General features: G+C 71.2%; 14 protein-coding genes. 9 read left to right on the plus strand and 5 right to left on the minus strand.

Translation table 11 applies throughout. From position 1 onward, the window contains the following. The first annotated feature begins 20 nt into the window (after window positions 1-20). Complete coding sequence (locus tag ACH4YL_RS17055; RefSeq protein WP_398508375.1) at window positions 21-269, plus strand: gas vesicle protein; 249 nt, start codon at window positions 21-23, stop codon at window positions 267-269. A gap of 65 nt (window positions 270-334) precedes the next feature. After that, window positions 335-601, plus strand: coding sequence for a gas vesicle protein K (locus tag ACH4YL_RS17060; RefSeq protein WP_398508126.1), 267 nt, complete (start codon window positions 335-337; stop codon window positions 599-601). Here the strand turns inward: ACH4YL_RS17060 and ACH4YL_RS17065 are convergent. Beyond that, on the minus strand, window positions 595-1,743 hold the full coding sequence (locus tag ACH4YL_RS17065; RefSeq protein ID WP_398508127.1) for a TDT family transporter: 1,149 nt from the start codon (window positions 1,741-1,743) through the stop codon (window positions 595-597). The two genes, ACH4YL_RS17060 and ACH4YL_RS17065, sit on opposite strands and share 7 nt — an antisense overlap. Window positions 1,744-1,813: 70 nt before the next feature. Here ACH4YL_RS17065 and ACH4YL_RS17070 point away from each other — a divergent pair, with 70 nt between their 5' ends. Further along, complete coding sequence (locus tag ACH4YL_RS17070; protein ID WP_398508128.1) at window positions 1,814-2,743, plus strand: LysR family transcriptional regulator; 930 nt, start codon at window positions 1,814-1,816, stop codon at window positions 2,741-2,743. A 76-nt stretch (window positions 2,744-2,819) separates the two neighbouring features. Here the strand turns inward: ACH4YL_RS17070 and ACH4YL_RS17075 are convergent, their stop codons facing one another. From ACH4YL_RS17075 to ACH4YL_RS17085, 3 genes are all read right to left on the minus strand, one after another. Further along, a complete protein-coding gene (locus ACH4YL_RS17075) occupies window positions 2,820-3,506 on the minus strand; it encodes a gamma-glutamyl-gamma-aminobutyrate hydrolase family protein (RefSeq protein WP_398508129.1) in 687 nt (228 codons plus the stop codon). 46 nt (window positions 3,507-3,552) lie between these two features. Continuing rightward, window positions 3,553-4,998, minus strand: a complete 1,446-nt coding sequence (gene eat, locus ACH4YL_RS17080; RefSeq protein WP_398508130.1) for an ethanolamine permease — start codon at window positions 4,996-4,998, stop codon at window positions 3,553-3,555. Between the two features lie 259 nt (window positions 4,999-5,257). Beyond that, the gene (locus ACH4YL_RS17085; protein ID WP_398508131.1) at window positions 5,258-5,986 is read right to left on the minus strand and encodes a FadR/GntR family transcriptional regulator; all 729 of its coding nucleotides are present in this window, start codon (window positions 5,984-5,986) and stop codon (window positions 5,258-5,260) included. A gap of 78 nt (window positions 5,987-6,064) precedes the next feature. Between ACH4YL_RS17085 and ACH4YL_RS17090 the strand changes: the two genes are divergently transcribed. Genes ACH4YL_RS17090 through ACH4YL_RS17105 form a run of 4 tightly spaced genes read left to right on the plus strand, consistent with a single transcriptional unit; the run spans window position 6,065 to window position 10,611 of the window. Then, on the plus strand, window positions 6,065-7,429 hold the full coding sequence (locus ACH4YL_RS17090; RefSeq protein WP_398508132.1) for a glutamine synthetase family protein: 1,365 nt from the start codon (window positions 6,065-6,067) through the stop codon (window positions 7,427-7,429). A gap of 8 nt (window positions 7,430-7,437) precedes the next feature. Then, the gene (locus ACH4YL_RS17095; protein WP_398508133.1) at window positions 7,438-8,793 is read left to right on the plus strand and encodes an aldehyde dehydrogenase family protein; all 1,356 of its coding nucleotides are present in this window, start codon (window positions 7,438-7,440) and stop codon (window positions 8,791-8,793) included. 6 nt (window positions 8,794-8,799) lie between these two features. After that, entirely contained in the window at window positions 8,800-9,582 is a 783-nt protein-coding gene (locus tag ACH4YL_RS17100) for a 3-oxoacyl-ACP reductase (protein WP_398508134.1), read from the plus strand. Window positions 9,583-9,624: 42 nt separating this feature from the next. Further along, window positions 9,625-10,611 (plus strand): DUF2510 domain-containing protein, encoded by a 987-nt coding sequence (locus ACH4YL_RS17105; RefSeq protein WP_398508135.1) that lies wholly within the window; start codon window positions 9,625-9,627, stop codon window positions 10,609-10,611. A gap of 14 nt (window positions 10,612-10,625) precedes the next feature. Here the strand turns inward: ACH4YL_RS17105 and ACH4YL_RS17110 are convergent, their stop codons facing one another. Next, window positions 10,626-11,717, minus strand: coding sequence for a MarR family transcriptional regulator (locus tag ACH4YL_RS17110; protein ID WP_398508136.1), 1,092 nt, complete (start codon window positions 11,715-11,717; stop codon window positions 10,626-10,628). 45 nt (window positions 11,718-11,762) lie between these two features. Between ACH4YL_RS17110 and ACH4YL_RS17115 the strand changes: the two genes are divergently transcribed. Next, the gene (locus ACH4YL_RS17115) at window positions 11,763-12,713 is read left to right on the plus strand and encodes an EamA family transporter (protein WP_398508137.1); all 951 of its coding nucleotides are present in this window, start codon (window positions 11,763-11,765) and stop codon (window positions 12,711-12,713) included. Continuing rightward, window positions 12,637-13,275 (plus strand): NAD(P)-dependent oxidoreductase, encoded by a 639-nt coding sequence (locus ACH4YL_RS17120; RefSeq protein ID WP_398508138.1) that lies wholly within the window; start codon window positions 12,637-12,639, stop codon window positions 13,273-13,275. Before ACH4YL_RS17115 ends, ACH4YL_RS17120 begins: the two co-directional genes overlap by 77 nt.

Below are 13,275 nucleotides of genomic sequence, written 5' to 3' on the forward strand. Positions count from 1 at the left end.
CCACCGTGTCCTACAACCAGCTGTCACCACCGGGGGAGCACGGCTCCCGCGCACCGTATGCGTTCGAGGGACGGCAAATAGCGCTGGTCGACCTGCTCGACCGGGTGCTGGCCGGGGGTGTGGTCATCACGGGGGAGGTCACCCTGTGTATTGCGGACATCGACCTCGTCCGCATCTCGCTGCGGGCACTGATCGCCTCCATACGCCCCGGCATGGAGGTCGCCGGGGCCGGCGTGGCCGAGGCAAAGGCTTTGGAGCCGCCGCGATGACCCATCGACACAGGGAAGATCGTGGGCGCGGCTCCCCGCGGAACGCGCGTCCCTTCCCCGAACGCATGGACGTGGATCCCGAGTCGGTCGAGCGTGGCCTCGCCGGTCTGGTGTTGACCATCGTGGAACTGCTCCGCCAGTTGATGGAGCGGCAGGCACTGCGCCGGATCGAGGACGGTGGCCTGAGCGACGAGCAGATCGAGTCGCTCGGCCTCACTTTGATGGCCCTTGAGGACCGGGTGGAAGAACTGCGTGAACACTTCGGCCTGTCACCGGACGACCTGAACATCGACCTCGGTCCGCTCGGCCCGTTGCTCCCCCGGAGTCAGTGAGAACTCAGTCTCTGTGGCGGCGCTGCGAGCAGCGCTCCACTAGCGAGGCCGCGCAGCGTACGGACTCCTGTCACCGCCCACGCGGTGACCAGCAGCACGAACAGAGCGACCGCCAGCCATTCGAGGGCCCGCAGGCCGGTGTGCTGGGCCAGTCCCGCCGCGCCGGTCACACAGGTGCCGACCGGGAAGGTGAAGGCCCACCAGCTCATCGTGAACGGCATGCCGCGGCGCGCGGCCCGCACCACCATCGCCGCGGAGAACACCAGCCACATCAGCGCGAAGCCCATCACCGGGACGCCGTAGATCACGGCGAACGCGCTGAATCCATTGGCGTACGACGCCTGGATCGCGCCCGGCGCGACATCCGCCAGCTTGTTCACGGCGGTCGTCGACTGGCCGAGCGGGCCGAGCACAAGGAAGAGCGTCGGGGTGAGCGCGAGCGGCAGCGGGCCGTGATGGACCAGCCGCGCGAAGACCATCGGCAGGATCACGAGCGTGGCCATCAGGCTGATCCCGAACATCGCGTAGCTCGCCAGCAGCATCGCCTCGCGCCACTGGCCGGGCGGCAGATGGGGCACGAGTAGCGGGCCGAGGGCGGCGGAGACCATCGGCGGGACCACCGGGAGGAGCCAGACCGGGGACGCGGTGCCGGGCGCGACCCGGTGGCGTACGACCATCAGATACGGCACGACGACGGCGGCTACGAGGCCTATGAGCGTGCCGGCCGCATAGAGCACGGACGCGGTCGCCACGGCCGCGGTCTCGCCGATCACGTCCTGGCCGACCGAGATGGTGCCGATGCCGACGGCCAGCAACGCCATGGAGAGGCAGCCGTAGAACGGTGCGACCCCCGGGTCCAGGAGATGGGCGCGGGCTTGGTCGCGGTGGTGGATCCAGTGCGCGCCACGGGCGGTCAGGACGACGGCCAGCATCGCGGCGGACAGGGCCCAGACGGCGACGCAGGCGGTACGCAGGCCGGGGACGTCGTAGGGGAGGGAGACACCGGCGTTGGCGACGATCGCGGTGCCCATGACGGTCGCGTACCAGTTGGGGCCGAAATGGCGCAGGGCGGGCAGCCGTACGGTCGTGAGAGCGGACGCGGAGTTGGTGGTCCGCTTGCGGGGCTGTACGGCGATGGCCATGCCTCCACTGTCATGCCGCCTGCGGTGTCCCACCAGGGATGTCTCTCCTATGGCCCCATAAGCTGGCTTTATGAGCGACGGAGAGCATGAGCGTGTGCCGCTGGCGAGGCGGGTGCCCGACCTGGGCGCGCTGGAGCTACTGCTCGCCGTGGCCCGGCACGGCAGCCTGGGCCGTGCGGCGCGCGAGGTCGGCATCACTCAGCCGGCGGCGAGCAGCCGGATCCGCTCGATGGAGCGGCAACTCGGCGTCGCGCTGGTCGACCGGTCACCGCGCGGGTCCCGGCTGACGGACGCGGGAGCGCTGGTCACGGACTGGGCGCGGCGCGTGGTGGAGGCGGCGGAGGCGTTCGACGCGGGCGCACAGGCGCTGCGGGGCCGCCGGGACTCGCGGCTGCGGGTGGCCGCCTCGATGACCATCGCGGAGTATCTGCTGCCGGGCTGGCTGATCGCGCTCCGCGCGGAACGACCCGGCACGGCGGTCTCGCTGCTGGCCGGCAACTCGGCGATGGTGGCCCGGCGGCTCCTCGCGGGCGAGGCGGACCTGGGCTTCGTGGAGGGCCTGGCGGTTCCGGAGGGCCTCGACGGCACGGTCATCGCCCGGGACCGACTGGTGGTGGTCACGGCGCCGACCCACCCCTGGGCCCGTCGCCGAAAGCCCCTGCCGCCCTCGGAACTGGCGTCCACCCCGCTGATCCTGCGCGAACGCGGCTCCGGCACCCGCCAGGTCCTCGACTCGGCGCTGTCCGCCCACGGAGGCCTGGCCGAACCCCTGCTGGAACTCGCCTCCACGACGGCGGTCAAGGCCTCGGCGGTGAGCGGCGCGGGCCCGGCGGTGCTGAGCGAACTCGCCCTGGCCGAGGAACTGGGCGCGCGCCGTCTGACGGAGATCCCGGTGGAGGGCGTGGACATGGCGCGTGCGCTCCGCGCGGTCTGGCCGACGTCCCACCGTCCGACGGGCCCGGCGAGGGACTTGCTGGCGCTGACGCGGGGCGCGGTCTGAGACGTTGGTAGCGGTCCGAGACTCCGGTGCGGTCTGAGACGTCGGGTGCGGTTTGAGACTCCGGCGCGGGGGACTGTCAGGAGCCCGACGCCTCGACCAGTGCCGTCATGACCCGGACATCCGTGCCCATCTCCGGGTGCCACTGCACTCCCAGCACCCACCCCGCATCCCCCGGCAGCTCGACCGCCTCCACCGTCCCGTCCTCCGCGTGGGCGCTCGGCGCGAGGGACGGGGCCAGGCGGTCCACCGCCTGGTGGTGGTAGGTCGGGACCTGCGTCGACTCCGGGACGATCGAGGCGTAGAGCGTGCCCGGCACGGGCTTCACCGCGTGGGTGCCGAACACGCCCACCTCCTCGACATGACCGTCCAGGTGCTGCACCAGCGTCCCGCCCAGCGCGACGTTCAGCAGCTGCATGCCCCGGCAGATCCCGAGCAGCGGTGTCCCGGCCGCCAACGCCGCACGGATCAGCGCGAGTTCCCAGGCGTCCCGCGCCCGGGCCGGCGGGCCCGTACGAGGGTGCGGATCCGCGTCGTACCGTACGGGCTCGACATCCGGGCCGCCCGCGATGACCAGGCCGTCGAGGCGGGAGACGGCCGCCTCAGCCGCGGACTGGTCGTCCGGCGGGAGCATCGCGGCCAGGCCGCCCGCGGCCTGGACCAGGCGGGGATAGCCCGCGGGCAGCAGCGCCGCGGGCATCTCCCAGACGCCCCACTTCGCCGGGTCCAGATACGTCGTGACGCCGATGAGCGGCTTGGACACCATGACTCCGTTCAGCCCCTTTCAGCCCGTTCTCGCGAGTGCGATCCGTTCAGTTCCGTTCGAGTTCCGCCTCGGCCGCCGCCAGCGCCGCGAACTCCTCCTCCGGCGCCCGTGCCACCAGATGATGGCGACTGTAGAACGCGAAGTAGGCGAGTGCGACGGCATAGACGCCCAGCGCGATGAACGCCGCGTCCTTGTCCACCAGGAACGTCGCCACCAGCGCCGACAGCGCGAGCACAAAGGCGACGGACGAGGTGAGCGTGCCGCCCGGCGTGCGGTACGGGCGCGGGAGATCCGGCTCCCGGCGGCGCAGCACGATGTGCGAGAGCGCCATCAGGGCGTAGCTGATCGTCGCGCCGAAGACCGCGATGTTCAGCATCCGAGCGCCGTTCCCGGTCGCAGCCGCCAGCGCGAAGCCGATCGCGCCCGGGATCAGCAGCCCGAGATACGGCGACTTGCGGCGGCTGGTCAGCGACAGGAAGCGCGGGAGATAGCCGGCCCGGGAGAGCGCGAAGAGCTGGCGGGAGCCCGCGTAGATCAGCGAGAAGAACGACGCGACGAGGCCGGCCAGGCCCGCGTAGTTGACGAAGCGGCTGAGTGCCGTCGGGTCGCCGGTCCCCTGGAGGGCGACCACCAGCGGGTTTCCGGCCTCCTGGATGGCGTTGGCGCCGCGGGCGCCCGTCGCGGCGAAGAACGTGAGCACGGCGAGCAGCACCAGGATGCCCATGGAGATGGCGAGCGCTCGTGGCATCGAGCGCACCGGGTCCTTCGCCTCCTCCGCCGCCAGCGGCACGCCCTCGACGCCGAGGAAGAACCACATGCCGAACGGGAAGGCGGCCCAGATCCCCAGCAGCCCGAACGGCAGCCAGGAGTTCGCGCCGAAGGCCTCCTTGTCGACCGGGATGTCGTCGAGCCCGCCCGCCGAGAAGTCGGTGAACGCGCCCAGCGCGAAGATCAGCAGCGCGGCGACGGCGATCGCGGTCACGACCAGGCTGAACCGCAGCGCCTCGCCGACGCCCCACAGGTGGATTCCTATGAAGATCGCGAAGCAGGCGAGATAGACCGGCCAGCCGGACTCCAGGCCGAAGAGCCCGAGCGACTCGACGTAGTCGCCGATGAAGATGGAGATCGCGGCGGGCGCGAGGATGTACTCGATGAGGATCGCCGTACCGGTGAGGAAGCCGCCCCAGGTGCCGAGCGCTCGGCGGGCGAATCCGTAGCCGCCGCCCGCCGTCGGCAGGATCGCCGACAGTTCGGCGAGCGCGAAGACGAGACAGGCGTACATGACGCCCATCAGCAGGGTGGCGATCGCGAGACCGCCGAAGCCGCCCTCGGCCAGGCCGATGTTCCAGCCGGAGAAGTCTCCGGAGACGACATAGGCGACGCCGAGCCCGGTGAGCAGCAGCCAGCCGGCGCTGCCGCGGCGCAGGGCGCGCCGCTTCAGGTAGTCGTCGTCGGCTGGGGACGATGTGCGCGTGGTGGTGCCTTCGGCCATGGGACGCTCCTGGCAGTCAAAGGTTTGTGCGGACACCTTTGCGGCAGCCATCGCCCATGCGCAAGACCCGTGCGTAAAGGTGAGGTTACGGATCGGCCTACGCGCCCTGTCGGGGCAGCGCCCTCAGAGGAGCGCGTCCCGAACCAAAGCGCCCCCGACCTGGACCGCATCCCGGACCAAAGCCCGTCCCAAACCGAAGCCCGTCCCGAACCCAAGCCCGTCCCGAACCAAGGCCTGTCCCGGGCCGGGCCGCGTCCCGTCAGGACAAGAAGCCGCGCAGCAGCGCCGCCGTGCCCTCGCAGTGCTCCCGCATCACCTCGCGGGCCGCGTCCGCGTCCCCCTCCAGCACCGCTTCGACCAGCGCGGTGTGCTGGTGCTGCGAGTGCTCCAGATTCCGTACCAGCAGCGGAATGCAGTCCAGCAGATCGTTGAGCGTCGCCCGGACCGCCGCGTACCGCGCGGTCAGCGTCGGCGACCCGGACAGCTCGGCGAGCGTGAGATGCAGCAGCGTGTCCGCGCGCCGGTAGTCGGCGAGCGGTGCGTCATGGGTCGCCGCGAGCGCCGTACGCAGCCGTTCGGCGCCCTCGTCGGTGAGGCCGTGCGCGGCGCACAGTCCCGCGGCCCCCACCTCCAGCACCTCGCGGAACCGCAGCGTGTCCTCGACGTCCACCTCGGCCACGCGCCGCCGCAGCTCGTCCTCGCCGTGCGCGTCGGGCCGGCTGAGCACGAACGTCCCGCCGTACCGGCCGCGCCTGGACTCAACCAGGCCCTGGTCGGCGAGGACCTTCAGCACCTCGCGCAGGGTGACCCGGCTGATCCCCATCCGCTCCGCGAGCTCACGCTCGGCGGGCAGCCGCTCTCCGCCGGAGACCAGTCCGAGGCGCATCAGCTGGAGAATCTGCTCCAGCGCCTCCTCGAATCCGTTGCCCGCGCGTACCGGCCGCAGCACGGGGGTCAGCCGGTCGGCCGCATCGTTTGTCGTCACCACGTCGCCGTTTCCTCTTCCCAAGCAAAGGTCTTCAGCAATACCTTATGGCTTCCGGCTGACCCAAGGAGGCGTAATCCCGTGGCAGACCGCAAACCCCCGCTCGGGGTCGAGGAGCTCCGCGTCCTCGTAGCGAGCGGTGAGATCGACACAGTGGTCCTGGCCTTCCCCGACATGCAGGGACGGCTCCAGGGCAAGCGGTTCGCCGCACCCTTCTTCCTGGACGAGGTCCTTCAGCACGGCACCGAGGGCTGCAACTACCTTCTCGCCGTCGACACCGAGATGAACACCGTCGACGGCTACGAGATGTCCTCCTGGGAGCGGGGCTACGGCGACTTCGCGATGCACCCCGACCTCGCCACCCTGCGCCGCGTCCCCTGGAACGAGGGCACCGCGCTGCTCGTCGCCGACCTCGCGTGGAACGACGGCGGGCCCGTCGTCGCCGCCCCGCGCCAGGTGCTGCGCCGCCAGCTCGAGCGCCTCGCCGAGCACGGATTCTCCGCGCAGGTCGGCACCGAGCTCGAGTTCATCGTCTTCAAGGACACCTATGAGCAGGCCTGGGACCGCAACTACCGCGATCTCACACCTGCCAACCAGTACAACATCGACTACTCCGTTCTCGGCACCGGCCGTATCGAGCCCCTGCTGCGCCGCATCCGCAACGAGATGGCGGCGGCCGGACTGATCGTGGAGTCCGCCAAGGGCGAGTGCAACCCCGGCCAGCACGAAATCGCCTTCAAGTACGACGAGGCCCTGGTCACCTGCGACCAGCACGCCATCTACAAGACCGGCGCCAAGGAGATCGCGGCCCAGGAGGGCGTCTCGCTCACCTTCATGGCCAAGTACAACGAGCGCGAGGGCAACTCCTGCCACATCCATCTCTCGCTCGCCGACGCCGACGGCCGCAATGTGATGGCCGGCGACGGGCCGGGCGGCATGTCGCCGGTCATGCGGCACTTCCTTGCGGGCCAGCTCGCCGCGCTGCGCGACTTCTCCCTGCTGTACGCGCCCAACATCAACTCGTACAAGCGCTTCCAGCCCGGATCCTTCGCGCCGACCGCCGTCGCCTGGGGCTACGACAACCGCACCTGTGCGCTGCGCGTCGTCGGCCACGGCCGCTCGATGCGCTTCGAGAACCGGCTGCCGGGCGGCGACGTCAATCCGCATCTGGCCGTCGCCGGACTGGTCGCGGCCGGTCTGTACGGCATCGAGCAGAAACTGGAGCTGCCCGAGGAGTGCGCCGGAAACGCGTACACCGCCGGATACGCCCAGGTCCCGACCACGCTGCGGGAAGCCGCCGAGCTCTGGGAGAACAGTCCCATCGCCAAGGCCGCGTTCGGCGACGAAGTCGTGGCGCACTACCGCAACATGGCGCGGGTCGAGCTCGACGCGTTCGACGCCGCGGTGACCGACTGGGAGCTCCGCCGCTCCTTCGAACGTCTGTGAGGAACCACGTGCTCCAGGTACTGAACCCGGCGACCGAGGAAGTCGTCGCGACCGTCCACGCCACGACGGCCGCCGAGGTCGGCGCCGCCGTCGCGCGGGCCGCGAAGGCCCAGCAGGGCTGGGCCGCCGCCGCACCCGCCGACCGGGCCAGGCTGCTGCGCCGCTTCGCCGCCGTCGTCGACGAACACCTCGAAGAACTGGCTCAGTTGGAGGTACGGGAGGCCGGACACACCATCGGCAACGCCCGCTGGGAGGCGGGCAACGTCCGCGATCTCCTCGACTTCTCGGCCGGTGGAGTGGAGCGCCTCAGCGGCCGGCAGATCCCGGTCGCCGGCGGCCTCGACATCACCATCCTCGAACCGCTCGGCGTCATCGGCGTGATCGCACCGTGGAACTTCCCGATGCCGATCGCAGCCTGGGGCACGGCACCGGCGCTCGCCGCCGGAAACGCCGTGCTCCTCAAACCGGCCGAGACCACGCCGCTGACCGCACTGCGCCTCGCCGAACTCGCTCTGAAGGCGGGCCTGCCCGAGCATCTCTTCCAGGTGCTCCCGGGGGCCGGGGACGAAGCGGGCAACGCGCTGGTCGAGCACCCGGGCGTGGCGAAGATCGTGTTCACCGGCTCCACGCGGGTCGGCAAGAGCATCATGGCGAAGTGCGCCGAGAGCGTGAAGCGTGTGACGCTCGAACTCGGCGGCAAGAGCCCCAACATCGTCTTCGCCGACTCCGACCTCGAAGCCGCGGTCGCCGCCACACCCATGTCCTTCCTGGACAACAGCGGACAGGACTGCTGCGCGCGCACCCGGATCCTGGTGCAGCGGAGCGTGTACGACCGGTTCCTCGAGCTGCTCGCACCGGCCGTCGAGTCGATCGTGGTCGGCGACCCGGCCGACGAGAAGACCCAGATGGGGCCGCTCATCTCCAAGTCCCAGCTGGACCGGGTGCGTTCGTACGTGCCCGACGAACTGCCCGGCATCCGTGGCACCGCCCCGGAAGGCCCCGGCTTCTGGTTCCCGCCGACCGTCCTCACCGATATCGCGCCGGACGCGCCGGCCGCGTGCGAGGAGGTCTTCGGACCGGTCGCCGCGGTCCTGCCGTTCGACGACGAGGCCGACGCGATCCGGCTCGCCAACGCCACCGAGTACGGACTCTCCGGCTCCATCTGGACCGGTGACGTCGGCCGCGCCATCCGCGTCTCGCGCGCCGTCGCCGCAGGCAATCTGTCGGTCAACTCCCATTCCAGCGTCCGCTACTGGACGCCGTTCGGCGGCTACAAGCAGTCCGGCCTCGGCCGCGAGCTGGGCCCCGACGCCCTCGCCGCTTTCACCGAAACCAAGAACGTCTTCATCAGCACGGAGGCCTGAACCACCATGACCGAATCCCCTGTATGCCGCCGTCTGGTCGGCCGTACCGCCGTCATCACGGGCGCCGGCAGCGGCATCGGCCTCGCCACCGCGCGCCGCCTCGCCTCCGAAGGCGCGAACGTCGTCTGCGGCGACATCGACGAGAGTGCGGGCAAGGCGGCGGCCGAAGAGGTCGGCGGCACGTTCGTACGTGTCGACGTCACCGACCCCGAGCAGGTCGACGCCCTCTTCAAGACGGCGTACGACACCTATGGCAGCGTCGACATCGCCTTCAACAACGCGGGCATTTCGCCGCCCGACGACGACTCGATCCTCACCACGGGACTGGAGGCCTGGAAGCGGGTCCAGGACGTCAACCTCACCTCGGTCTACCTCTGCTGCAAGGCTGCCATCCCCTACATGCAGCGCCAGGGCCGCGGCTCCATCATCAACACCGCCTCGTTCGTGGCGATCATGGGCGCGGCGACCTCGCAGATCTCGTACACCGCGTCCAAGGGCGGTGTGCTGGCCATGTCGCGCGAGCTCGGCGTGCAGTTCGCGCGCGAGGGGATCCGGGTGAACGCGCTCTGCCCGGGACCGGTCAACACCCCGCTCCTGCAGGAGCTGTTCGCCAAGGACCCGGAGCGGGCCGCGCGCCGTCTTGTGCACATCCCGGCGGGCCGGTTCGCGGAGGCGGACGAGATCGCCGCGGCCGTGGCCTTCCTCGCCAGCGACGACTCGTCCTTCATCAACGCGACGGACTTCCTTGTCGACGGCGGAATCGCGGGCGCGTACGTCACACCGCTGTAGCCGCTGTGGAAGGTGCTCATCCGACCCCCATAGGGTGGCCGGATGAGCATGACGACCCCTGCGGGCTGGTACCCGGACTCGAACATGCCCGGCACGGAACGCTGGTGGGACGGCAACGCCTGGACCGCGCACACCCGCCAGGTCCAGGCGCATGTCCCTGTGCAGCCGCCGGTCGCCGGGTTCGGCGCGCCGACCGTGCCGATGCATCAGGCGTCCTCGGGCAGCGGCAGCTCGGGCAGCGGCGGCCGCTCGGGCAGTGGTGGCGGTCGCGGCCGGATCATCGCGCTCGCCGCCGCCGGTGTCGTACTCGTCGCCGCGGTCGCCGCCGGCGCGGTGCTGCTGGGCAACGACGACTCAGGGACAGAGTCCACGCCGAGCACCTCGCCGACCGCCGTGACTTCCGGCGGAGCGAAGAACAGCCAGACGCCCACGCCGTCCCCGACGCCGTCTCCGACAAACACCTCCGGACTGCTGACGGACCAGCTCAACGGCATCACCATGTCGATGCCCAAGGGCTGGGTGATGTCCGAAAGTTCGCTCGACGAGGGCACGACGATGTACACGGACGAGACGTACGAGTGCCCCGGCGGCGGCTCCTCGCTCTGCCGCCGTGGTCGTGTCTCGTCCATCACCGCCACCAGGAACGACAAGACCTCGCCCGCCGCGCTCGCCCTGGCGGACATCAAGACGGCGGCGGACAAGGCGTACGACGAGGACTACCTCGGCACCCGCATCTACGGCGGCATCACGTCCCATGCCGTTCTGAAGTCGCAGTCCGTGGCGGTCGCGGGCCGCGCTGGACATCTGGTGCGCTGGAAGGTCACCACCGGGTCCGGGCCCGGCGGATACGTCCAGTCGCTGGTGTTCCCGTCGAGCGTCGGCACCGAGGCGATGGTGATCGTCCGGTTCGCCTTCGACGCGAGCCCGGACGCGCCGAAGCTCGCCGAGATGGACAGGATCGCGGCGAGCATCCGGCCGATCGGCGACGCGACGAGTGGCGGCGTCGGCAGCAGCATCGGCCCCGGCTGAGGATCCGCCCCCAACTACTCCTGCGCGAGCGCCCGGTAGAGCGAGGCGACGGAGGGGTGCTGCCCGGCGTTCCTGCCGGTCCTGATGGTCAGGCGACCGGCGATCTCGGGCACCGGCAAGCCCTGGTCCCGCAGCGCGCGGGCCCGGGCCAGCATCTCGTCGTCGATCACCTTGGGCCGCCCGCCGCCGCGGGGCACCCGCTCCGGTTCCTGGCGCTCCGGCTCGCGGCGGTGCGGCTCGCGGTCCAGCCCGGCCGCCTCGGCCAGGACACCGAAGAGCGTGGCGCCCGGCTCGTGGGGATCGTGCACTCCGCTCAGCGGGCCGGTGAGGATCTCGAGCCCGATGCCGTGCTCCCGCAGCCGTCCGCCGAGCTCCGCGAGCTCGGCGGACGTCCGCGCCAGCAGCCCGAGTTCCGCGACGGTCAGGAGCACCGGCCGGTCGGGCGCCGTCCGCCGGACGTCGCGGGCGATCGCCAGCGCCTTCTCCAGCTCGGACCGGGAGGCGGCGGCGTCGCTCCCGCCCCCGTACTCGATACGGACCGGACGGCTCCCGGCCTCCGCCTCCCGCGAAGGAGTTTCGCAAAACTCATTCTCAGAAGGGAGGGAGTCCTCCGGGATCATGTCCCCGAGCGATTCCAGCAGCCCTCGCAAGGTGCCGGCCAGGGTGCGGCGCTCGGCACCGGTCAGCGCCGCCAACACCCGGTTCTCGGTGGCGAGATGATCGGGCAGCGCCCGGTCGATCAGCGCCCGGCCCGCCTCGGTCAGCTCCACGTGCACCACCCGCCCGTCCGACGCGCTGGGCGTGCGGGCGACAAGCCCGCGCGCCTCCAGCCGGTCCAGGCGCTGGGTGATGGCGCCCGACGTGACCATGGCGGACCGCGTGAGTCCGGCCGGCGTCAGCCGGTGGTCAGGACCGCTGCGCCGCAGCGTGGCCAGTACGTCGAACGAGGCTCGGTCCAGCTCGTGGACGGCAAACGTACGGCCCAGTTCCGCGCTGATCAGCCGCTCGCTCCGGGAGATGCGGCCGATCACGGCCATCGGTGACACATCCAGATCGGGGCGTTGCGCGCCCCACTGCCTCAGTACGAGATCCACGTGGTCTGCCATGGGCTCAGCCTAGCGAATCACTTAGCGATGAGATACATTGCCTTAGTGCTAAACAATCGAGTGGGAATCGTCCTCGTGACCGCGCTGGCGCCTGCCATCTGGGGCACCACCTACCTCGTCACCACCGAGCTGCTGCCGCCCGGCCGCCCGCTGCTCGCCGCGGTGGTACGCGCCCTGCCCGCCGGGCTCCTCCTCCTCGCCGTCACCCGGCGCCTGCCGACCGGCGTCTGGTGGTGGCGGGCCCTGGTGCTCGGGACTCTCAACATCGGGGTGTTCCTCGCGCTGCTCTTCGTCGCCGCCTACCGGCTCCCGGGCGGCGTCGCCGCCACCGTCGGAGCCGTACAGCCGCTGCTCGCGGCCGGCCTCTCCGCCGGCCTCCTCGGCGACCGGCTGACCCTGCGCACCCTGCTCGCCGGGCTCGCGGGCATAGCCGGAGTCAGCCTGCTCGTCCTGCGCGCGGACGCCGCCCTGGACGGCATCGGCGTAGCCGCCGCGCTCGGCGGAGCGTTCGTGATGGCGACCGGGGTCGTCCTCGCCAAGCGATGGACCTCGCCCGCGCCGCTGCTCGCGACCACCGGCTGGCAGCTCGTCGCCGGCGGACTGCTGCTGCTCCCGGTCGCACTGCTGGTGGAAGGCCCCCCACCCGCCGCGCTCACCGGCGCGAACGTCGCCGGTTACGCCTACCTCTCGATCATCGGCGCCGCCTTCGCTTACGCGCTCTGGTTCCGCGGCATACGGGCGCTGCCGCCGACCGGAGTCTCGTTCCTCGGGCTGCTCAGCCCTGTGGTCGCGACGGTGCTCGGCCTGGTCGTCCTCGGCCAGGAACTCAACACCCTCCAGGTCATCGGCGGACTCGTCGTCCTCGGCGCCCTGGTCACCGCCCAGACCGCCTCTCACCAGCAGAAGAAGGAGTCGGACCATGCGCATCACCGTGTTCGGAGCAGCGGGCAACGTCGGACGCAGGACGGTGACCGAAGCCCTGTCCCGAGGCCATGACGTCACCGCCGTCGTCCGCGACCCGGCGCGCTTCAGCGAACTGCCTCGCGCAGCCGACGCCCGCGTCGGCGACGCAGTGGACCAGGAGTCCGTCGCCGCGTTGAGCAAGGGCCAGGACCTCGTCATCGGCGCCACCCGGCCGGCGCCCGGCCGGGAACGGGAGCTCGTTCGGACCACGGAAGCGCTGCTGGCGGGCACCGCCCGGGCCGGCGCCCGGCTGCTCGTCGTCGGCGGCGCCGCGACCCTCACATTGCCCGGCACGGCCGGGACCACCGTGGTCGACGACCCGGACTTCCCTGCCGACTGGCGGCCCATAGCGATTGCCTGCGCCACCCAACTCGAGGTCTGCCGGGCCGACGTGCGCGCGGACTGGACGTATCTGAGCCCGCCGGCCCTGCTGGAACCGGGCGAACGCACGGGCGCCTACCGCCTCGGCACCGACGAACTGCTCGTCGACTCCGCGGGCAACTCCGCCATCTCGATGGAGGACCTCGCCGTCGCGCTCATCGACGAGGCGGAACTGCCGGGGCGCCGCCGTACCCGCTTCACCGTGGCGTACTGA

This window comes from Streptomyces sp. NPDC020681 (assembly GCF_044334895.1).
GTDB lineage: Bacteria > Actinomycetota > Actinomycetes > Streptomycetales > Streptomycetaceae > Streptomyces.